Annotated in this window: 16 protein-coding genes; 4 read left to right on the top strand and 12 right to left on the bottom strand. The window is 67.1% G+C overall.

The window, feature by feature from the left end; translation table 11 throughout:
* Positions 1–48: 48 nt before the first annotated feature.
* From NQ038_RS06155 to NQ038_RS06135, 5 genes are all read right to left on the bottom strand, one after another.
* Entirely contained in the window at positions 49–612 is a 564-nt protein-coding gene (locus NQ038_RS06155) for a glycerol-3-phosphate responsive antiterminator (RefSeq protein WP_257062118.1), read from the bottom strand.
* 45 nt (positions 613–657) lie between these two features.
* Positions 658–2,175 carry an FAD-binding oxidoreductase gene (locus NQ038_RS06150; protein WP_257062116.1) on the bottom strand — a complete coding sequence of 506 codons (1,518 nt, stop codon included), beginning with the start codon at positions 2,173–2,175 and terminating at the stop codon, positions 658–660.
* Positions 2,175–3,866 carry a glycerol-3-phosphate dehydrogenase/oxidase gene (locus tag NQ038_RS06145; protein WP_257062114.1) on the bottom strand — a complete coding sequence of 564 codons (1,692 nt, stop codon included), beginning with the start codon at positions 3,864–3,866 and terminating at the stop codon, positions 2,175–2,177. The genes NQ038_RS06150 and NQ038_RS06145 overlap by 1 nt, the downstream gene beginning before the upstream one ends.
* Positions 3,867–3,942: 76 nt before the next feature.
* Complete coding sequence (locus tag NQ038_RS15590) at positions 3,943–5,463, bottom strand: FGGY family carbohydrate kinase (RefSeq protein ID WP_257062113.1); 1,521 nt, start codon at positions 5,461–5,463, stop codon at positions 3,943–3,945.
* Positions 5,464–5,515: 52 nt separating this feature from the next.
* The gene (locus NQ038_RS06135) at positions 5,516–6,916 is read right to left on the bottom strand and encodes a sugar porter family MFS transporter (RefSeq protein WP_257062112.1); all 1,401 of its coding nucleotides are present in this window, start codon (positions 6,914–6,916) and stop codon (positions 5,516–5,518) included.
* Positions 6,917–7,057: 141 nt separating this feature from the next.
* Here NQ038_RS06135 and NQ038_RS06130 point away from each other — a divergent pair, with 141 nt between their 5' ends.
* A complete protein-coding gene (locus NQ038_RS06130) occupies positions 7,058–7,933 on the top strand; it encodes a phosphodiesterase (protein WP_257062111.1) in 876 nt (291 codons plus the stop codon).
* A 255-nt stretch (positions 7,934–8,188) separates the two neighbouring features.
* On the top strand, positions 8,189–9,964 hold the full coding sequence (locus tag NQ038_RS06125) for an HNH endonuclease signature motif containing protein (RefSeq protein WP_257062109.1): 1,776 nt from the start codon (positions 8,189–8,191) through the stop codon (positions 9,962–9,964).
* Positions 9,965–10,010: 46 nt separating this feature from the next.
* Here the strand turns inward: NQ038_RS06125 and NQ038_RS06120 are convergent, their stop codons facing one another.
* The 7 genes from NQ038_RS06120 to NQ038_RS06090 form a co-directional block, all read right to left on the bottom strand.
* A complete protein-coding gene (locus NQ038_RS06120) occupies positions 10,011–10,898 on the bottom strand; it encodes an ABC transporter permease (protein ID WP_257062108.1) in 888 nt (295 codons plus the stop codon).
* Between the two features lie 10 nt (positions 10,899–10,908).
* Entirely contained in the window at positions 10,909–11,949 is a 1,041-nt protein-coding gene (locus tag NQ038_RS06115) for an ABC transporter substrate-binding protein (protein ID WP_257062107.1), read from the bottom strand.
* A complete protein-coding gene (locus NQ038_RS06110) occupies positions 11,949–12,758 on the bottom strand; it encodes an ABC transporter ATP-binding protein (RefSeq protein WP_257062106.1) in 810 nt (269 codons plus the stop codon). Before NQ038_RS06110 ends, NQ038_RS06115 begins: the two co-directional genes overlap by 1 nt.
* A gap of 106 nt (positions 12,759–12,864) precedes the next feature.
* Positions 12,865–14,199: an alkyl sulfatase dimerization domain-containing protein gene (locus tag NQ038_RS06105; RefSeq protein WP_257062105.1), complete on the bottom strand. Its 1,335-nt coding sequence runs from the start codon at positions 14,197–14,199 to the stop codon at positions 12,865–12,867.
* A 10-nt stretch (positions 14,200–14,209) separates the two neighbouring features.
* Positions 14,210–15,184 (bottom strand): formylglycine-generating enzyme family protein, encoded by a 975-nt coding sequence (locus NQ038_RS06100; RefSeq protein WP_373456787.1) that lies wholly within the window; start codon positions 15,182–15,184, stop codon positions 14,210–14,212.
* Positions 15,185–15,195: 11 nt separating this feature from the next.
* Positions 15,196–17,550, bottom strand: a complete 2,355-nt coding sequence (locus NQ038_RS06095; RefSeq protein WP_257062104.1) for an arylsulfatase — start codon at positions 17,548–17,550, stop codon at positions 15,196–15,198.
* Between the two features lie 21 nt (positions 17,551–17,571).
* The gene (locus tag NQ038_RS06090) at positions 17,572–18,876 is read right to left on the bottom strand and encodes an MFS transporter (protein ID WP_257062102.1); all 1,305 of its coding nucleotides are present in this window, start codon (positions 18,874–18,876) and stop codon (positions 17,572–17,574) included.
* A 98-nt stretch (positions 18,877–18,974) separates the two neighbouring features.
* Here NQ038_RS06090 and NQ038_RS06085 point away from each other — a divergent pair, with 98 nt between their 5' ends.
* Both NQ038_RS06085 and NQ038_RS06080 read left to right on the top strand, forming a co-directional pair.
* Entirely contained in the window at positions 18,975–19,871 is an 897-nt protein-coding gene (locus NQ038_RS06085; RefSeq protein WP_257062101.1) for a LysR family transcriptional regulator, read from the top strand.
* A 216-nt stretch (positions 19,872–20,087) separates the two neighbouring features.
* A complete protein-coding gene (locus NQ038_RS06080) occupies positions 20,088–20,858 on the top strand; it encodes a tyrosine-protein phosphatase (RefSeq protein ID WP_257062099.1) in 771 nt (256 codons plus the stop codon).
* The last annotated feature ends 15 nt before the right edge of the window (positions 20,859–20,873 follow it).

The following is a 20,873-nucleotide window of genomic DNA, read 5'->3' as shown; positions in this document are numbered from 1 at the left end:
TCCTTATTACAGTCCGACGGTGTCGGGCTTACAGCCTGATTACGGAACTTACAGCGTGAAATCCCACAGCTCGCTCTGACTGGTCGACACCGCGAGTGCCCCACGATCGAAGGCGCGGCGGATATCGTCCTCGGTGCGTACGAAACCGGCCACGATGAACGGCCCCAGCTGCTCCAGGAAATCCCTGTCCACGAACGGCACGACCGGCCAGGGCATGAGCTGGACGAAGTGCGCATGGCTGGCCTTCACGGTCGCCGCCGCCCTCTTCAGGTTCGACCGGTCGGTCACGAAGACCTTCTGCACGGCCAGCATCCCCATCCCCGCGGCCCGGGCCACTGCCTGGGAGTGCGTGGACACGATGCCGGGCACGCCGACGCCCTTGAGATAGTCGAGACCGTCGGCGTTGGCGGTCAGCCCCGCCACGGAATCGACGTTGAGCAGCGGTAACGTCGGGGCCTCGGCCAGGCGTGAGAACACGTGGTCGAGGCGGGACAGGGGCTGGTTCGCGACGAAACTGAAACGCGTGGGTCCCGCACAGAACTCCTCCAGGCCGGCCTCGCCGAACAGCGTGCCGATCACCGGATTGTCGTGCAGGATCTGTTCCAGGGCCATCGTGCCCACCCCTATCCGCCTACCCTCGACTGCGCAGGACTCTACTCAGAGCCCCAACTTACCCGGGTTCAGAATCCCCTTGGGATCCAGGGCCTTCTTCAGATCGGACAGCACGGTGAAGCCGGTGCCCAGCGAATCCGCGACATAGGGCGAGCGCAGCAGCCCACAGCCGTGGTGGTGGCTGATCGAGGCGTTCTCCTCGATCAGCACGCTGTTGACGGCCTGCCACACCTGGTCGTACCAGGCCTGGCGCTCATCGGGTTCGACGGTGCCGCGCAGCGAGAAGTACAGGCAGGCCCCATCGACGTAGGCGTGCGACTGGTGGGCCGAACCCGCATTGGTGCCGGGCACCGCGTTGATCGCGGCGACCACGCGCTCGTAGATGCCCGGCAGCTTCGACCAGGGCGCCACCATTTCCAGGGTGTCGGCGACGAAGCCAGCGCTGGCCTTGAAGCCCTCGGCGGACTTGCCGGTCAGGTAGCGGGTGTCCAGCCTGGTCTCCAGGATCGCGTCCTGGTCGAGCACCACGGCGTCCTTGCACACATCCGCGACAACGGCCATGACCGCGTCGATGATGATGGGGTTGCCCTCATCGGCGATGAGCAGGACGTTGGTCTCCCCGTGGCCGAATTGCACGCCGGATTCCAGTTCGTCGTACAGGCGCAGCACGGCGGGGTTGGCCCCGCGCTGCAGGATCTCGCGGCAGGCGTCCAGCCCGGCGGCGAAGCTCGGGAATCCGAAGGCCAGGGCCTTCGTGTAGTCGGGCAGGCGGTGCACCCGCAGGCTGACCGAGGTGATGACGCCCAGGGTGCCCTCGGAGCCGGTGAACACCTGGTTCAGGTCGGGGCCGACGGCTGCGCGCGGGCTGCCACCGGTGGACACCAGGGTGCCGTCGGCCAGCACGACGTCCAGGCCCACGACCATGTCCTCGATCTTGCCGTAGCGGGTGGACAGCTGTCCGGCGCCGCGGCAGGCGACCCAGCCGCCCACCGTGGAGATGCCGAAGGAGGAGGGCCAGTTGCCCGCGGTGAACCCGCGGTCCTGCAGCCACTGCTCGAAGATGTCGCCGAAGATGCCCGGCTGGACCGTGATGATCTGGCTCTCCTCGTCGAAGTCCAGCACCTGGTCCAGGGCCAGCACGTCGAGCACCACGCCGCCGGCGGCCGGCAGGGCCGAACCGGTGACATTGGAGCGGGCGGCCGAGGCGGTCACGGGCACGCCGGCCTCGTTCGCCGCGGCCAGCACGGCCTGGATTCCCTCCACGGAGGAAACCTTGACGATGACGGTGTCGGGGTACTGGCCGCGGTGATCGGTTTCGGCGATCATCGTGCCGGCCCACCAGTCGCGCACTCCGGCGGTGACGGCAGCGGCCTCGGTGACGACCTCGGTCACGCCTGCCAGGCCGGCCAGGTTCTCGACGAACCCGGCGGGCAGGGCCGAGGTCTGGAACCGGGCCGTGGTGGCCTCGGGTGCGGCTTCACGGGCGAACTTCGGCACGGTGTGCGCGCCCACGGTGTAGTCGCCGCGGTTGTACTTGCGTTTGAGGGCTTCCTTGCTGAGCATCAGGCATATTCCTTGTCGTTGACGTAGGTGTTCAGGGCGGTCTTCTCGGCTTCGATCCCGGTCAGGTAGTCGGCCAGCTGCGCATCGGCGCCGGCGCGGTCCGTCACGCCTTCGGCGACCAGCAGATCGGCCACTGCGGGGGCTGCCGCGGCCGAGGCGTCGCGGGCGTGCAGGCGGGCGCGCATCCGGCGGTCGAGCACATCGGAGATCGTCGTGGCCATCTCGCGGCGGATCGCGTAGACCGCCTCACCGGTGCGGTACGGCAGGCCCTCGACCAGCGGGGCCGAGGCGCCGGCCTCGTGCTCGATGATGTCGGCGACGAAGTGGCTCTCGTTGCCGTAGCGCTCACCCAGGTGGGCGACCAGGCCGCCGGTGGCGGTGGTGGACTGCGCATCGTAGCCGGCGCCGCCCAGCAGCGGCTGCTTGACGGTGCGGGTGCGCGCCTTGGAGTCCAGTACCTTGGCCACTGCGTCGATGGTCTGTTCGGCCATGTGGCGGCTGGTGGTCAGCTTGCCGCCGACCACGGTGACCAGGCCGTCGGAGTCGATGCGGATCTCGTGGTTGCGCTTGACGTCCACGGACTTCCCGCCCGGTGTGGCGGTCAGCGGGCGGGTGCCGGCGATGGAGCCGAGCACATCGTCGGCGTCCAGGTCCGTGTTCAGCGCCGTGCGGGTGCCCGAGATGAGGAAGTCGCGCTCATCGGCGGTGCAGTAGACGTTGTCCAGATCGCCCTGGTAGTCGTCGTCGGTCGTGCCCAGCAGCGCGATGTCGCCCCACCGGGTGATGGTGGCGCGGCGGGCGCGGCCGGGCACGGGGGTCGTCACGGTGCAGTCGTTGCGGATCTTGGACCACGGCACCGCGATGTGCACGCCCTTGGCGGGGCGGATCGGGGGCACATCGGCGTCCGGGTGGGCGCCGTGCCAGTCGCGCAGCCAGGAGCCGGTGGCCATCACCACGGTCTTGGAGCGCACGCTGAGGCTGCGGCCGTCGGAGGTCTCGACCTCGACGCCGGAGATCTTGCCACCGGAGCGGCGGATGTCGGAGACCTTCGCGTGGTTGAGCACGGTCGCGCCGAAGTAGGCGGCGGTGCGCGCCACGGTCAGGGTCAGGCGGGCGTCGTCGACGCGCGCGTCGTAGTACATGAAGCCGTACTTCAGGCGCTCGGACTTGAAGGTCGGGCAGTGGGACAGCACCTCATTGGGCGCCAGCTTCTGGTGCAGGACGCCCTCGCGCCACCCACCGGCCAGGTCATAGGTCCACAGCAGGGCCTCGAAGCCGGCGGCCAGGCGCGGGTCGAACACGCCGTTGTCGGTGAGCACGGGGAACAGGAAGGGCAGGCGCTGGATCAGGTGCGGGGCGTTGTTGCGCAGGCGCTGGCGCTCCAGCAGGGAGTGGCGCACCAGCGGCAGATTCCCCTGTTCGATGTAGCGCAGGCCGCCGTGGACCATCTTCGAGGACTTCGACGAGGTGCCCGAGGCGAAGTCGTCCTTCTCGATCAGCGCGACCTTGAAACCGCGGGACGCCGCGTCCAGGGCCGCGTAGCTGCCCGTGATGCCGCCGCCGACGATGACCACGTCGTAGACGCTCGATTCCAGTTCGTCGAGCATTTCGCGCCGGCTGAAGCCCAGGGGGTTCTCCAGCACCATCTTCGCGCGCGCGTCGTTGACTTTTCTTCCCGGAAGCGAAACCATCCGAGTCTCCTTACTGTTCCTGTGAACTACCGGTCCGTAGAACCTGCGTAGACGGCTTGTGGAAAATTATGGGGCATCAGGCTGCGTCCAGGGCCGCGCGCTGGCGGTCCACGAAGGCCCGCCAGGAATCCGTGCGCTCGATCCGTTGGTCGTCCGTCAGCTGCGGTGTGAAGACCTGCGGGCGGCCCATGGCGGCCGCGGCGTCCGGCAGGGAGTCCCAGAACAGGCCCACCCCGGCCAAGAAGGACGCCCCGCGCAGAGTGGCCTTGTCCGTGTCCGGGTAGCGCAGCATCGGCACTCCGGTCAGGTCGGCCTGCATCTGCACGAGCGGATCGGACTGGCTCAGTCCCCCGCCCACGCACAGCCGATCGGGGCGGACACCTGCCACCGCGACGTTCGCGTCGACCGACTGGGCCACGCACTGCGCGATCCCCTCGAGCATGCCGACGGCCACCTCGCCACGGGTCGTGGACAGGTCCATCCCGGAAATCGAGGCGCGCACCCGCGTGTCGATCACCGGCAGCCGGATCCCCGTGAGCGCGGGCACGAAGCGGGGCGCGGTACCCGTCCACAGGGTCTCCCGGGAGGCCAGTTCGGTGATCTCCAGGGGGTCGACGAACATGCGCATCTCGCGGCACAGCCAGTTCAACGCGGACCCGGTGGCGGCGGTGAAGTTCTCCACCGCCGGCACCGTGGCGCCGGCCCGCCAGCCCACCGTGCCGGTCACGGCCTGGGGCACGGTGACGTCGAGTGCGGCGCGGCTCGCCAGGATCTGGTCGATGAAGCTGCCGGTGCCGTGGATGCAGGTGGATTGTCCGGCGTCGAAGCAGCCCAGGCCCAGGATCGCGCCGTGTTGGTCGCCCATCACGGCGCGGATCGGCAGTTCGGCACCCAGGATCTCCGGGGCGAGGCGGCCCAGCTCGGTCGCCCCGTCGTCCGTGATCTCCGGCAGCAGTTCGACGGGGAAGCCAAGGGCGGCGATCCAGTCGTGCAGGTACGCATCACGGCTCAGATCGTAGCCGCCGCAGGCGGCCAGATTGGTGGGCGTCGTGATGTACGTCCGACCGCCGGTGAGCTTCCAGGTCAGCCAGGTGTCGACCGTCCCGAACCGCAGGGTGCCGTGTTCCAGCGCCCGGGCCACCTCGGGTTCTGGCAGGCGTTCGGCTGCCCACAGGTACGGCGAGCGCACCCCGGCGGGTCGGCCCGTCGTCCGCCGCAGTTGAGCGTCCCAGTCACCGGCGTATTCCGCCAGCTTCTCGGCGTAGCGGGTGTCCTGCCAGACCATCGCGTGCCCGTAGGGCTGACCCGTCGCCGCATCCCACAGGCCCGAGGTGGCCCGCTGGGTGGCCACCGAAACGGCCACCGGCTCGATCCCCAGGTCGCGGGCGCGCGCATGGGCGTCCCGCAGCACCTCCAAGGTGACGTCCCACAGCAGTTCGAAGGACTGCTCGACGACGCCGGGAGCCGGATTGTGTGTTTCCAGCTGCCGGTAGGAGATGTAGGGGATGTCGCCGGATTCGGTGACGATGGCCGCGCGGGTGCCGGTCGTTCCCTCGTCGATGGCGAGGATGCCGCGCTGGGTCGGATTGCTTGACACGCTTGGTTCTTCCTATATCTTTCCGGGTTCTCCGTTACTCATGCGGTTGCGCTCATGCGGCGAACTGCGGGGCGTCCGTTTCCTCGTCCACGTTCGTCGCGGCCCTGGTCGGTTCCCACTTGATGACGGCGCAGATGATGAAGGCGGCCAGCGGGAAGACGGAGACGATCAGGAAGGTCGGGCCCAGGCCCAGCGATTCCTGCAGCAGCGGGAAGACCAGCAGGCCCAGGGCCGCGCCCAGGGCGCCGATCGCACCGATGAAGCCATTGGCGGTGGCGCGGACCTCGGAGCGGAACGACAGCGAGGACAGGGACTTGCCGTTGGCGGCCGGGCCGATCGCGTAGGCGAAGATGAACAGCGAGGGCAGCACGAAGCCCAGCCATATGGGCAGCTTGTCATAGGCGAAGCCGAAGATCACCAGGATGACGAAGACGATCAGGAAACCCCACTTCGAGGCGATGCGCTGACCGATCTTGGTCGACAGCAAGGCCGAGGCGAAGCCGCCGATGATGCCGAAGACGTTGAACACCAGGGAGCCGACGGAGTTGAACACGAAGTCGCTGCCGAACAGGGCCACGGCGATGATCGGCAGGTACCAGCCCACCCCGAAGTACTGGATGGACTGGACCAGCTGCACGGTGGCGGCCAGGATGGTGCGCGGCAGGTAGGTGCCGCGGAAGATCAGGGCCAGGTTCTTCAGGCCCTTGCTGGCCACGGGTGCGCCCTGTTCTTCCGGGGCGACCTCGCCCGCGACGAATTCTTCGCCGTAGGCCTTCGACATCGACTTGGCTGCTCCGGCCAGTTTGCCGCGGCGGGCCTGCCAGGTGGGCGATTCGACGAGGAACTTCCACTGCAGGACCAGCAGCACCAGGGAGACCAGGCCACACACGGCCAGCAGGTAGCGCCAGATGGAGTCACCGGTGCCCACCTGGTAGAAGATGATCGCCAGCACCAGGTTCAGCGACACCGCGGTGTACCAGATGCCCTGCCAGGTGTTCAGGCGTGCGGCGAAGCGCTTGGGGGTGAACTCGGCGAGCATCGCCATCGCAATGGCGAAGTCGATGCCATAGGCCATGCCGACGAAGACGCGGCCCACCGCGACCTGGAACACACCGGCGGCGGTGAAGGCCAGGACCGAGCCGAGAACAGCGAAGATCTTCGCTGCGATCAGCGGGGGGACGCGGCCAATCCGATCGGCGACGGCGCCGCCGATCGGGTTGAACAGCAGCGCGACCCATGAGGACAGCGATGTCAGCAGGGCGACCTGGCCCGCGGACAGGCTCAGGTCCTTGGTCATGGGGCTCAGGCCCGCGCTCATCGCCGAATTGGCCAGGGCCTCTAGGAATAGACCGCCCAGCAGCAACCACCAGATGATGCCGGCGCGTCCCCGGATCCCGGGGCGCGCATCGATGTAGTCGGAAACGTCGCCGACTCCGCGGATGACAACCGCCATAGTGTGACCTCCTTGTCGTGGACCTCCACAGGGCCGGACAAGGAATGAGGATGAGGGTTGAAAAAAGGGCAGCATCCGACCACTGGTAGGAGGTCTAAGATTCTTGCCCTACGGATCGCAACTATAGGGCATAGTTAGGGGATGCTCAACCCTACCCGCGCCGAGTTCCTCACCGGCCAGTTCGGTCCGCCGGATCACACGATCCTGCACATCTCCGATACCCACATCACCGCAGCCGGGCCATTACTGGGTCGCATCGACCCGCTGGCGAACCTGGCCGGGCTACTCGCACGGGTCCAACGCTCCTCGATCTCACCCGATGTCCTGCTGTTCACCGGGGACCTGACCGATGCCGGGGAACCCGCCGCCTATGCCCGACTGCGCTCCCTGGTCGAACCAGTGGCGCAATCGCTCGGGGCGCAGGTGCTGTGGCTGATGGGCAACCACGATTCCCGTTCGGCCCTGCGCCGCGGACTTCTCGATCTACCCGGCACCGAGGCACCCCTGGACCGCGTGCATATGCTCGGCGGGCTGCGCCTCGTCGCCCTGGACACCTCGGTGCCCGGCGAGGACTACGGGGAGTTGTCCGCGGCCCAACTGGACTGGCTGGCGAGTGTTCTAGCCGAGCCGGCCCCCGAGGGCACCGTACTGGCCATGCACCATCCGCCCCTGCCCAGCCCCCTGGGCGTGGGAGCCTCGATCGAACTGCACGATATCGCCGGGCTGGAACGGGTGGTGGCGGGCACCGATGTGCGCGCAGTGCTGGCCGGGCACCTGCACTATGCCACGACCTCGACCTTCGCCGGATCGATTCCCGTGTCCGTGGCCGCTGCGACCTGCTATACCGAGGACCTGCAGGTGGTCTTCCCCTATGCCAACGGGGTCGACGGCGGGCAGAGCTACAACCTGGTCCACGTCTATCCCGACCGGCTGTTGCACTCGGTGGTACCGCTGGGCGACTTCGCCACGGTCATGGAGTTCACGGAGGCGGATCTGCGGGAGGTTACGAAGGGTTAAGGGTCGCTTCCGGCGGGACGACGGAATGAAACCACTCATAGGATTCAATGAGACAAACATCGAAAACTATTTTCGATTAAACCCTTCCCATTATGAGTGATCTGCGCTACACTTGAAGTAGGTCAGGAAACCCGAATCGGACAGCGAAGTCCCGTCAGGTTTTACGGCTCGTCTTCCCCGACATTCATCAAGCACGCACGCGTGTAGCCAGTTCGGCCGGCGTTTCGGTCGGGATACGGGAGGAGGGGAGAGATCATGACCATCGATTCCACCCTCCCACGTGCTGGTTTTCCCGATGACGACCAGAACGCAGGGGCCTTCGCCCGTCCAGCAGACCCCTTACTGACCCCCGACGATTGGGAGCGTTTGCAGGAGATCGCTCCGGAACTCGCTGTTGCGGCCGAGGCCCTCACTGGTCTGGGTGCCGGTGTGGGCACGGATCCCAGTCTCGACGCTTCCGACCTGCTCCTGGTGCTCAAGGGAATCGAACACCTGTCCCGCGTGACCACCTCGACGGAAGCTGTTGTTCTGGCGCGGGCCGAACACGAGGTGCCCACCGTTGATTATGGTGCGAAGACTCTTCCGGCCCTGGTGACTCGCCTATTGAGGATTGATGGGGCGACCGCCCGGCGGCGGGTGCGGTTCGCACACGCGATCGGTGCCGGCCGGTCTCTAACGGGTGCGCGTCTGGAACCCGCCTACCCCCATGTTGCCCTCGCCCTGGCGGACGGGGGTGTGTCGGTGGATCAGGCGCAGGCGGTGATCCGGGAGATCGAGAAGATCCCCACCCAAGTGCGACACGTCCATCACGCCACGGCCGAGAGACTACTCGTGGACACGGTGCCGAGTGTTGATGTGGACCAGGTCCGCGTGTTGGGTTCTCGGATCCGAGCCTACCTGGATCCCGATGGACGCTTCGCCGAGATCCCACCGTTGGTTGATGAGTATCACGTGACCGTGACGCCGCGGAGGAATGGTGCGTGGAATCTCACGGGTCTACTGGATCCGGTGACGGGCGGGAAATTGCATGGTTTGTTGACCAATCGGCAGGAACCCGGACAGGACACGAGCGAAGTGAACTCCGGGGAGGCCCAGCGAGTCGGCACTGATGTGCCCGACGGTGCGGAATCCGTTACAGCTGATGTGCCGCCCGGTGCCCTGCCACCTCAGGATCCACCGGCGACGGCGGTGACGGTCGATGGCCGGCCCACCACGAAGGCGGATCATCCGTTTGGGTATCGGGAGCGGCCCGATGGCGCCAGGCGTCATGACATGTTCGCCACCTTGATTGATCGGGCTGCGGGTTCGGGTCCGCAGGGTGCGGGGATGGCCCTGATCGTCACGGCGACTGCTGAAGAGTATGCGCAGGGCAAGGCGGAGGTCGAATCCACTGCCGGCCCGATCGGGTTACAGGATTTGGAGTCCCTGTCTCCGGGTGCGCTCGTGTATTTCCAGGCCAACCAGCCCGGGACGCGGGAGGTGACTGTGAGGAGTGCGGGCAGGTTTGCTACGCGGCGGCAGGTTGAGTTGATTGCGGCCAGGGATCGGGGGTGCACGTTCCCGGGCTGCGATATGCCGGTGGGGTGGTGCGATGCCCACCATATGATCCCCTGGTCCTCCGGTGGACCCACGACGGTGGAGAATTTGACCTTGGCGTGCCGGTTCCATCACACGTGGCATGACCAGCATGGGTGGAGGGCCGAACTGATCGGGGGCCTGCCGGCGTGGATTCCTCCCCGGCATGTCGATATCGAGCAGCGGCCGGTGTTTCATTCCCGGTTCGCTGCTGCCCTGGTTGATGTGAGTGCTGCGCGGAATGCGGCGGGTTTGCCGCCGGTGTGGGTGCCGGAGGATTTCTCCCCACCTTACTGGGACACAGCATCAGACCCACCTGATCCACCAGGCTCACCGAACTCCTTAGGACTGTCCAGTACTCCGAGCGCAGACCCTCCGGGTACCGGCACGCGGTGGGGCACCCACGGGTCCTATGCCGCCTCGGACACGGACGATACCGACGTCCCGCCCTTCTGAAGCCCGGTCAGGGCACTGGAGCGCCCAGCGGCATTCATCGCGTGCATTACTTATCCGACCAGCGCAGGGCGTCGGCGAAGATCCACTGCAGCAGCCGGTCGGTGACATAGCCGCACAGACCCAGGGTCGCCATCGCGGCGATCACGTAGTCGAAGCGGAACTGGTTGTAGGAGTCGATGAGCACATAGCCCACGCCGGACTTCGCGCCCAGGATCTCGGCGACGACCACGGTGGTCCAGGCGATGCCGGTGGCCACCCGCAGGCCCGTGACGATACTGGGCGAGGCCGCAGGCAGCACGATCTTCATGATGAGCTCCGTGGGCTTGGCCCCGAGCATCCGGCCCGCGCGCACCAGCCCCGTGTCCACTCGGGACACCCCGGCCAGGGTGTTGACGTAGACGGGGAAGAAGGTCGCCAGTGCCGTCAGGAACACTGCGGGCTTGTCTCCGATGCCGAAGATGATGAGCGCCAGGGGCACCCAGCCGGTCACGGAGATCGGCCGGATCGCGTTGATCGTCGGGTCGATCATCCGGCGCCCGTGCAGGCTGACGCCTGCGATCACGCCGAAGACGATCGCCAGCAGCGTGCCGATCAGGAAGCCGATGAGCACGCGACCCACCGATGCTCCCACATGCACCAGCCAGGAGGCCGAGTACACGGTCGAGGGGTTGAACTGATCGCCGAACAGGTGGAGTCCGAAGACCCAGTCGGCCAGAGCCGCCACGCACAGGCTCAACGGCGGGAACAGGCCGTTGGCGATCCAGTGCATCCGCCCGGCGAACTCCCAGACGATCGCGATGATCACGGGGATGATCAGGCCCAGGCCCACCGCACTCAGATTGCCGGACAGGCGGGACCGCCCGGGCCTCACCTTGCCGGTGATGGCGGTGGAAGCGGACTGCTTCTTCGCCCGCGTCTTCTTCGCAGATGCCATGACGCCCTCCTCAGTCCGTCTTGCCCAGTTGGTCAGCCGGCTTCCCGGTGATCTCCTCGAGCAGCGAATAGTCCAGGTAGCCCAGCAGGTCGCCGCTGGTGTCCTTGTCGATGATGCCCATGGTCGTCAGTACCTTGGGCACCCGCAGGATGTCCTCACTCGGCATCTCGTAGACGCCCTTGAAGTGGCCCTCCTTGAGGGCATCGGCGATGCCCGCGCCGGTTCCGCCCGAGGTGGTGGCGAAGTCGTCCTGCCACTTCTGCGGATCGGCCTGGAGTTCGTCCAGCCGTTTCATATAGGCCTCGACCACGGTCTTGGCCTTGTCCCGATCCTTCTCCAGGAAGGAATCGGTCGCCGCGATTCCGCTGCTGACCTCGAACGACCCCTCGTAGAGGGACTTCTGGATCGTGGGCACAGTGGAGCCGTAGCCGGCGGCCAGGACCTCGCCGGACAGGGGCGGGAAGGTGGTGATGGCGTCCACGTCGCCGCGCTGCAGGGCCAGGTTCATATCCGGGAAGGCCTGCATATTGACGAAGGTGGTGTCCTTGTCGACGTCGATCCCGCGGGCCTTCATCGCCGCGGTCATATTGACGTACTGGGTCGAGCCGCGCACCCCGCCGATCTTCTTGCCCTTGAGGTCGTCCCAGTCCTTGATCCCCGAGCCCTTGCGGGCCAAGAACACCGAGCCGCGTGAGGAGATCCCGCTGACGAACTTGAGCCTGGGCTTGGCCGATGTCAGCAGGGAGGCGACGTTGTTGTAGCCCACCGGCGACATGTCCAGGGAGCCGTTGGACAGTGCTGTGAGGACATCGTTGGAACTCTTGAACTGGACGTATTCGACGTCGATGTCATCGGGGAGTTCCTTGTCCAGGGTGCGCCAGGGTCCCCAGGTGGCAGATGACACCCAGCCCAGGCGGATCCGGTTCTCACCGGAGGCGCCGGATGCCGCTCCGTAGACGCGGCCACCGGCGACGACCAGGCCCAGCAGGACGACGGCGATGACCAGCCGGGCGATCCAGTTGCGTGGCACGATGCTGCGGGTCGCGGCCATCAGCGCTCACCCCCGTGGGTCACGCCCATGAGCTCATCGGCGCGCTGGGCCTCCTGCCGCAGCTCTTCGAACAGCCGCTGGCGCAGGGCCACGTATTCCGGATCCGTGATCATGTCGTAGCTGCGCGGGCGCGGCAGGTCCACATCGATGATGCTGCGGATGCTGCCGGGGCGGGCCGTCATCACGATCACCCGGTCGCCCAGGATCAGGGCCTCGTCGATGTCGTGGGTGACGAACAGGACGGTCTTGCGGTTGCGCTCCCAGAGCTCCAGCAGCAGTTCCTGCATGGTGATGCGGGTCTGCGCGTCGAGTGCACCGAAGGGCTCGTCCATCAGCAGGGTGGGCGGATCGTTGATGAGCACGCGGGCCAGGCCCACGCGCTGGCGCATCCCGCCGGAGAGTTCGCTGGGCAGGTGGTCGCCGAAGCCCGCCAGGCCCACCCGCTCCAGCAGTTCGTCGACCCGCTCGTGCAGGCCGGACCGGTCGGCCCCGCGTCCCAGCTTGGGGCCGAATGCCACGTTCTCCCTGACGCTGAGCCAGGGGAAGATGGTGGCCTCCTGGAACACCACCCCGCGGTCGGGGCCGGGGGCCGTGACCGCGGCACCGTCGACGGTGACGGCGCCAGAGGTGGGGCTGGTGAAGCCCGCGATGAGGTTGAGCGCGGTGGACTTGCCACAGCCGCTGGGGCCAAGCAGGCAGACGAATTCCCTGTCTGCGATCTCCAGGTCGAGATCGGCCAGGGCGTGCACCTGTTCGTTCGCGTCCCCCGGTTTGGGGAATGTGACGTCGATATCGTCGAGTCGGATCATGCGGGCCACCCCTCATCTGTGATTCACACGACAGTTGTCAGGTCGATCTTATAGACCAGGGGGTATCGGCACAACGCGGCTTGGCGGGGTGGCCCTCAGCCCATGCTTACTCCCGTGCCTTGAGGGTGGCCACGGCGGCGAACACGTCCACCCCGTCCAAGCGGGCCAGGGATTCGGCGGCGGCCCAGCGGTAGACGCCCTTGGACATGGTCGAGGTCGACACCCGGACCAGTTCTGTGAACACCTTGAGCCGCGCCTCGTCGACGTCGCGGGTCACCTCGTCCGAGGCGTCCCCGGCCAGCTGCGCGAACTGCGCGGCCAGCCGGTGCTCGCCGAGCTCCAACAGGACAAGTGCGTGTTCTGCCAGGGCCTGCGCATCGCCTACCAGCTCAGCGAGCTCGGCGGCCAGTTCAGCCCGCGGGGCCGGTTTGAGCCGGGCGGGATCCCCGTCCCACCAACCGCCGTAGAGCCGCCAGACATTGCGCACGATGAACTCCGGTTCGTCGTAGCTGGGCTGCAGATACCGCTTATCGCGCAGGTGTTCGGGCACCGCGAAGGAGCCGGCGATCGTCTCCAGGTCCGCTCCCGCATTCATCCCGTCGACGGTGTGCTCGACCAGGTGGGACAGGTACTGGGCGGTGTCCAGCAGGGCGCTGCGGATCCGCTCGGCGCCGAAGATGGGCGCGCCGTGGCCCGGCAGCAGGACCTCGGCGCCCAGACCCGCCATCCATTCCAGCGCCTCGGCCCATTCCCAGGCGTAGCGCTGGACCTTCTGCGGATTGCCGGGATTGGGCGCGGCCCAGATGAAGAAGTCGCCGGTCAGCAGGATCTTCTGCTGGGGCACCCAGCCGATCGTCGCATCGTCGGTCTCGCCCCTGCGGTGGTGCAGCTCCATCTCCAGCTCGCCCAGCCGCAGTCTCAATGCGTCGGAGTATTCCAGATCGGGCATGCGGAAGCGGTCGGGAAAAGTGTGCTCGGGAGAACCGAACTGCCGCCGATTGACCCGGGTGTTGTAACCGGCCGTGCGCTCGTAGCGGCGGAACCGATGGGCCACGTTCCGCTGCGCCACCACCCGGGGCCGGGGCACCCCGGTAGTCCCGGCCTCGGCGTCGAAGGGGTCGACCCCGCACACGTGGTCGATGTGGCCGTGGGAGTACACGGCGGTGTGCACGGGCTTGTCGGTCATGGCACGGATGGCTGCGTACAGGGAGTCCGCCGCACGGGCCTCCCCCGTGTCGAAGAGCAGCAGGCCCTCCGAGGTGTCGAAGATGTGGACATTGCCGAAGGCCGGCCACATCCACACGCCCTCGGCCACACGGTGCGGCCCGGTCTCCTTGTAGACGGCACTGCCGGTGGCGGTCACGGGCCTGGTACCAGACCAGGCGGATTCTGCGTATTCGAGGAGTTCTTTCGCAGGCTTTGGAGCGGTGGAGGAGGTCATGTCATTCCTTTCAGCGGGCGACGCGGAAGCCGATGTTCGAGGCGGATGATTCGGGGGTGTTCGACGAGCGCGCGGCGACTCGGTAGCGGTTGCAATAGGAGTCGTGGCACAAAAACGACCCACCGCGCATCACCCGCCGCTGGCCCTCGGCGGGGCCGGGCGGGTCCTGCTCGGGCGAGCGCGGATAGTAGGCGGGGTCGAAGTAGTCCGCGCACCACTCCCACACATTGCCCACCGTGTTGTACAGGCCGTAGCCGTTGGGCGCATAGGCATCCGCCGGAGCGGTGCCGGAGTACCCGTCGGCGGCGGTGTTGCGGGTGGGGAATTCTCCCTGCCAGATATTGCAGGGCCAGACGCTCTCGTTCGGCGTGCCACCGTCACCCAGCAGCCGGTTGCCCCAGGGGTAGCGGCGGCCGTTCAGCCCGCCGCGCGCGGCGAACTCCCATTCGGCCTCGCTGGGCAGCCGGGTTGACGACCAAGCGCAGTACGCCAGCGCATCGGCGTGGCTCACGTGCACCACCGGGTGGTCCCAGCGGTCCGCGATATCGGAACCGCCGCCCTCGGGAGCTGCCCAGTGGGCGCCGGCCACCTCGCACCACCAGGGGATCTGCGGATCGCGGCCCAGCACCCGCGACTCGGGTCCCAGCAGCAGGTGGAACACGGCCGAGGACCCGAAGTGCTCGGCGGTCGTGACATAGCCGGTCGCGGCTGTGAAGGCGGCGAATTCGGCGTTCGTCACGGTTCTTGCCCCGATCGAGAAGGGGCTCAGCAGCACCGCGTGGCGCGGCGCCTCGCCGTCGTCTAAGTCCCCGTCGCCGTGGGCGTCGCCCATCGCGAACTCCCCACCGGGCAGGGCGAGCAGGTCGGGCGGGCTGTCGGTCATCCGGGATTCCGGAGCCGAGGCCGCGGCAGGTGCCGCTGCGCCCGTTGGACGCGCGGGCCCACAGCAGCAGCCGGACTGCCCACGCGCGGAAGCGTCGCTCACCGCCGCCCCGCTCACTGAATCGTCTCCGCGATCTGCCTGGCCTTCTGAGGCGGGGTGGGCAGCGCGCCGGCGTCGGGGAAGATCTCCACGTCCACGTACTCGATGTCCCCGGTGAACCCGCCCTGGGCCCGCCGGTAGCCGGAGATGATCCCGCTGCCGGTATCGCAGCCCACATCTGTGGTGCCGCTGAAGATGAACGGGACGGTCTTGGGCACCCGCCCGCGTGCGGCCTCGGCCCCGTCGACGGTGAGCACCACGGTGCCCCCACGGCCGAACCCGGGCTCCTCATCCACCGTGAAGTCCATCCGCAGCACGTGCTCGCCCGGCGCCAGCGCGTCAACGGCGGCGACGGTGAAGACCTCGGTCGAGAAGTAGTTGTGCGTGTAGGCCGGCCGACCATCGACCATGTGGACCAGCCAGCCGCCGAACCGGTCCCCCTGGCTCAGCAGCGCCCCGTCCGCACCCTCACCCACGGTAACGGCCGAGGTGACGGCGAAGGACTTGTTCTTGACATTGGGGATCGCCGATTCCGGGAGGCGGCGCATCCCCGGGTGCAGGCGCATCCGCAACCGACCACGGGCCAAATCGGGCCGGCCGGCGATATCGGGGTTGAATAGCTGTTTGCGGCGGTCGTCGAGCGGGTAGACCTTGTTCGCCACGGCCTCGCGGTCGAACAGCTCTTTCAGTTCCCGCAGTTTCTCCGGCATCTGAGCGGCCAAATCATGGACCTGGGTCCAGTCGTCCGGGGCGTAGAGCTCCCAGCGGTCGTCGGCGAAGGCCGGCGTGTCAGCGCTGGACCAGGGGGTGCCGTGCTTGGTACAGGCCGACCAGCCGTCGGCGTAGATGCCGCGGTTGCCGAACATCTCGAAGTACTGCACCACCCCGGATTCCCGCACGGTGTCCGCCGCGAAGGTATCGGTCATGCTGGTGCCGTCGAGGCGCTGCTGGGCCACACCCGCAACCGTCTCCGGCACGGGCAGGCCGAGCGCCTCGAGCACGGTGGGGTAGATGTCGTTGACGTGGCGCCAGTCGTTGCGCACCCCGCCCTCCTGCTCGATCCCGGCGGGCCAGTGCACGATCATCCCCACCCGGGTGCCGCCCCAGTGGGAGGCGACCTGCTTGGTCCACTGGTAGGGGGTGTCCATGGCGTGCGCCCAGCCGGCCGGATAGTGGTTGAACGAGGTCTCGGAACCGATCTCGTCGAGCCGCTCGATCACCTCGTCCAGCGAATGGTGGACTCCGTTGAGCGAGGCCTTCTCGTTGATGGTGCCGTGGATGCCGCCCTCGGCGCTGGCTCCGTTGTCGCCCAGGATGTAGAAGACCAGGGTGTTCTCCAGGCGGTCGATCCCGTCGAGCGCATCGAGCAGCCGGCCCACCTGGTGGTCGGTGTGTTCGGCGAAACCCGCATAGGCCTCCATCAGCCGGGCGGCGACCATCCGCTCCTTGTCGCTTAAGTCCGCCCAGGCCGGGATCTCCGAGTGGCGGGCCGTCAGCTCCGCGGCCTCGGGCACCACGCCCAGGGCCTGCTGGGAGGCAAGGATGCGTTCGCGTTCGGCATCCCAGCCGGCATCGAAGCGGCCCCGGTACTTCTCGATCCAGGACTGTGGTGCGTGGTGTGGGGCGTGGGTGGCGCCGAAGGACAGATAGCAGAAGAACGGCCTGTCCGGGGCCAGCGTGTTCTGCATCCGCACCCAGTCGATCGCGTGATCGGTGATGTCGACGCTGAAGTGGTAGTCCGGGTCATCCGGTTTCTCCACGGGCACGGTGCCGTCGTAGAGCAGGGGGTTGTACTGGTCGGATTCCCCGTCGAGGAAACCGTAGAACCTCTCGAAGCCCTCCCCGGTCGGCCAGCGGTCGAAGGGCCCCGCCGGGGTCGATTCCCACTGTGGGGTCTGGTGCATTTTGCCGAACGCCCCGGTGGCGTAACCGTTGAGGCGTAGCACTTCCGGCAGAGTCGCCGCGGTGTTGGGCCGCACGGAGGTGTAGCCGGGGACCGAGGTGGCCATATGGGTGATGCCGGCCATATTGACCGCGTGATGGTTCCGCCCGGTCATCAGAGACTGCCGGGTGGGCGAGCACAGTGCGGTGGTGTGGAACCGGGTGTAGCGCAGGCCGGACTCGGCCAGGCGTTCGGCCGTGGGCATCCGGCAGGGCCCGCCGTAGGGCGAGCTGGCGCCGAAACCCATATCGTCGAGCAGCACGATGAGGACATTGGGTCCGGCGTGGTCACGGGCGGCCGAGCCCAGGCCGACGGTCTGCGCCCCGGCGAGGTCCCGCGAGGTGTTGACCGGGCCCCATTCATCGGCGATCGGCAGGTGCTTGCGGGCCTCGGCCGGGGCGGGCGCGGTGTGTTTGAGATTGGACACGGATTGCCTTTCGCTTGTTCTTCAGGCTTTGACGCCCAGCTTGGCGATGGTGGCAGCGGGGTGGATGAGGGGGACCGACACAAGGCCGCAGACGGCCACCAAGATGCCCGAGACGATGAAGACGGTACTGGCGCCGGCTGACATCGAACCGGCCGATGTCAGCAGGGATCCGATCGCGGATGGGGCGATGACACCGGTGAAGGTGACGATCGCGGTGGTCGTGGCGACGACCGCACCGCGGGACTTGACCGGGGAGAACTGCGCCATCACCAGGAAGGACAGCGGGAACATCATCCCGCCGATCCCGAAGGCGATGACCAGCGCCGCCACCAGGGCCCCGCCGCTGAGTGCAGGGGCGATGAACAGGGCCAGGGCGGAGACGGCCATGACGGCTCCGACGCCCCCGGTATAGCAGGCGCGCTGACTGTACCCGGCGAATACCAGCCGGTTGAGGATCGGCGGGATCACGAGCATGGACAGGGCGGATACGACCGAGGGCAGGGCCGCGAGGAAGGCGGTCTGAGAGAAGTCGAAGCCCTTGGCCTCCAGCAGACTGGGAAGCCAGGCGATACCGCCGGCGACCAACCAGTAGCAGCCGATCCCGGCGACGATCAAGCCGATGGTGGTGCGGTTGAACATGAGTTTCCAGAAGGACACGGGTACGTCTTCCTGGGCGTCCTTGGCTACATCGCCGGAGTCCGCTGCGGCCAGGGTCTCCAGCGGCCCCTCCTTACCGATGACCAGCCAGGCAACGGCCCAGACGAGTCCGGCGACCGCCAGGACGGCGAAGGCACTGCGCCAGCCGTGATGGGAGATGAAGTACCCCAGAGTCGGTGTTGCCACCGCAACGCCCAGGGCCGCTCCGATCTGGGTCATCGCGGTGGGAAGGCCACGGCTGCGGGCGGGAAACCACTTCTGCACCGCGTGGACGGACATCGGGCTGGCCGGGCCCTCGGCAGCGCCCAGCGAGATCCGGCTCAGGTAGAGCATCGGGATGCTGGCAGCGAAGATGATCGGGGTCGCGGTGATGGCCCACAGCAGGGCCAGGACCAGCAGGATCACCCAGGTGGAGAACTTCTTGGACAGCCAGCCGACGATGAGGGCGGCCACGCTGAACAGGAAGTAGAAACTACTCGAAATCGCACCGAACTGGGCTGCGCTGATCCCCAGTTCCTTCATAATGGGGGCGGCGGCCAGCCCGAGGACGGCCTTGTCGCCGAAGTTGATCATCATGAGCAATACGACCATGACGGTCACGGCCCAGGCCCTGCCCATGCTCGGGGAGGTCGCGGCATGGGTCCGCGCGGGGTTCTGTACGGAAGTCATCTCAATCCTGCATCGTTGAAGAAATTGGATACGCCCCAAGATTAGGGCTCCACCGAATATATTTCCAGTGCATATAACTAATAGATAGTATGTCCCGCATGCATATATCGAATCTCGATCTGAACCTCATACGCTCTCTCCACGTCCTCTTAGAGGAACGCAGCGTAACAGCGGCCGCGCGCCGCCTCGGCATCACACAGGGGGCCTGCTCCCACGCCCTCGGACGCCTGCGCACGGTGTTCGCCGATGAACTGCTCTACCGCTCGGGCCGAGAGATGCTACTCACCCCCGAAGCGGACCGCCTGCTTCCCATCACCTCGGAACTGTTGGGCATCGTGGAGAACCGCCTCCTAGCCGACGACTTCGATCCCGGCACCGAGGCCAACGAGTTCAACCTGCTGCTCCCCGATTTCATCTCCGCCGTCGCACTCCACGAGATCTACGCGCGCTTGTCCGGCCTGTCCCCTGATTCCACCCTCGCCCCCTGGACGCTGACCCACGCGAATATGACACAGTTCCTGGACAGGAAGAACTTCGGCGTGGCCATGGTGCCCACCCGACGCGTCCCAGCTGGGATGTCGAGTGAACCGGTTGGCCGGGCCACCTTCAAGCTCATGGCGGGCAGGCACAACCGCCTGGTCCACCCGGACATGACAACGGCCGAATACGCCGCGCTGCCCCATATCGTGATCCGCGAGGCACTCATCCACGAAGTCATCGAAGCGGAGCTGGCCGGCCGGGGTCTGCACTTGAATACGAGGATCACCATGGAGACCACGCCGGCCCTGCGCTCGCTGGTCACCAGCAGCGAACTGGTCGCACTGACCTGGCACGGTGCGCGGCGCTCGCCCGATGTGAGAATCCTCGATCTGCCGGTCTCGAACGACACGATCGAATTCTCCCTGGTGTGGCCAACGATCCTCGACACTCATCGGCCCACCGTCTGGCTGCGCGGCCTGGTCCACGACGTCATCGCCGGCCATTTGCAGGAGTGACAGGCGCCCTGGGCAGGGGTTATGCACCTAAACGAGCGCGTGTTGTCATCTCCCATAACCGGGTTTACGATGGCGGGGACGGCGGCCTCCACAATGCAGTGTCGACACTGGCCGCCTGCACACCGACTCAAGCAATCCACTCGTGTACGGCCCGGACGCAACGCCGCGTTCAGCGTCCGCCATGGTGAGAACACACGCCCAGGAGCTGATCCATTCGTGACCATAGGAACTTCGGAAACCACCAAGACCTACATTCCCAGGGTCCGCATCCCGATCGCGGGAACGTACAACTTCAGAGACCTCGGCGGCATTACGCTGGCGGACGGCCGCCTCGTGCCCAGCGGCAGGGTCTTCCGATCCGACGGCCTGCAGCGACTCGACGTTGCAGGGCGCGCGGCACTGCGCCGGCTGGGAGTCGGGCGCATCATCGACCTGCGGCGCCCGCAGGAGGTCAGTGGCCAGCCCAGCGCCATAGATCCGCAGTTCCAGCAGATCATCCACGCCCCGATCGCCGATGACGCCGCACTCGACCAGCAGACCACGATCCGGCCATTGGCCGAAATCTACCAGCGGATGATCGAATCGTGCGGGCAGCGCCTGGCCCATGCCGCAACCGCCGTAGCGGAATCGCCCGGCCCCGTCGTATTCCACTGCACCGCGGGCAAGGACCGCACAGGCGTGCTCGCGGCACTCATCCTCGACGCCCTCGGAGCCGATCGACACGCGGTGATCGCCGACTACGCCTCGACCGCGACGAACCTGGCCGGCGAATGGACCCAGCTGACGTTGGACTATCTGGCGCACAGCTCCGGTGCCGACATCGGCGACCCCGTCCTCATCGAAATGGTCACCGCCAGCCCCGCCGCGCTCATTACCGCGACCCTGGAACGAGTCGACGAGGAATACGGCGGCGGCGCGGAATACCTGCGCGCGCACGGCCTGAGCCCAACGGCGCTGCAGCGCCTGCGAACCACGCTGTCCGCCTGACCCACCGACGAACCG

The organism is Brevibacterium sp. 50QC2O2, assembly GCF_024580675.1.
Lineage (GTDB): Bacteria > Actinomycetota > Actinomycetes > Actinomycetales > Brevibacteriaceae > Brevibacterium > Brevibacterium moorei.
The sequence above is the reverse complement of the archived record's forward strand: the minus strand, read 5'-3'. Positions and strand labels throughout refer to the sequence as shown.

Coding starts and splice junctions, on each gene's coding strand:
- NQ038_RS06155 (WP_257062118.1), bottom strand. CDS start 612: ATGGCCCTGGAACAGATCCTGCACGACAATCCGGTGATCGGCACGCTG.
- NQ038_RS06150 (WP_257062116.1), bottom strand. CDS start 2,175: ATGCTCAGCAAGGAAGCCCTCAAACGCAAGTACAACCGCGGCGACTAC.
- NQ038_RS06145 (WP_257062114.1), bottom strand. CDS start 3,866: ATGGTTTCGCTTCCGGGAAGAAAAGTCAACGACGCGCGCGCGAAGATG.
- NQ038_RS06135 (WP_257062112.1), bottom strand. CDS start 6,916: ATGGCGGTTGTCATCCGCGGAGTCGGCGACGTTTCCGACTACATCGAT.
- NQ038_RS06130 (WP_257062111.1), top strand. CDS start 7,058: ATGCTCAACCCTACCCGCGCCGAGTTCCTCACCGGCCAGTTCGGTCCG.
- NQ038_RS06125 (WP_257062109.1), top strand. CDS start 8,189: ATGACCATCGATTCCACCCTCCCACGTGCTGGTTTTCCCGATGACGAC.
- NQ038_RS06120 (WP_257062108.1), bottom strand. CDS start 10,898: ATGGCATCTGCGAAGAAGACGCGGGCGAAGAAGCAGTCCGCTTCCACC.
- NQ038_RS06115 (WP_257062107.1), bottom strand. CDS start 11,949: ATGGCCGCGACCCGCAGCATCGTGCCACGCAACTGGATCGCCCGGCTG.
- NQ038_RS06110 (WP_257062106.1), bottom strand. CDS start 12,758: ATGATCCGACTCGACGATATCGACGTCACATTCCCCAAACCGGGGGAC.
- NQ038_RS06105 (WP_257062105.1), bottom strand. CDS start 14,199: ATGACCTCCTCCACCGCTCCAAAGCCTGCGAAAGAACTCCTCGAATAC.
- NQ038_RS06090 (WP_257062102.1), bottom strand. CDS start 18,876: ATGACTTCCGTACAGAACCCCGCGCGGACCCATGCCGCGACCTCCCCG.
- NQ038_RS06085 (WP_257062101.1), top strand. CDS start 18,975: ATGCATATATCGAATCTCGATCTGAACCTCATACGCTCTCTCCACGTC.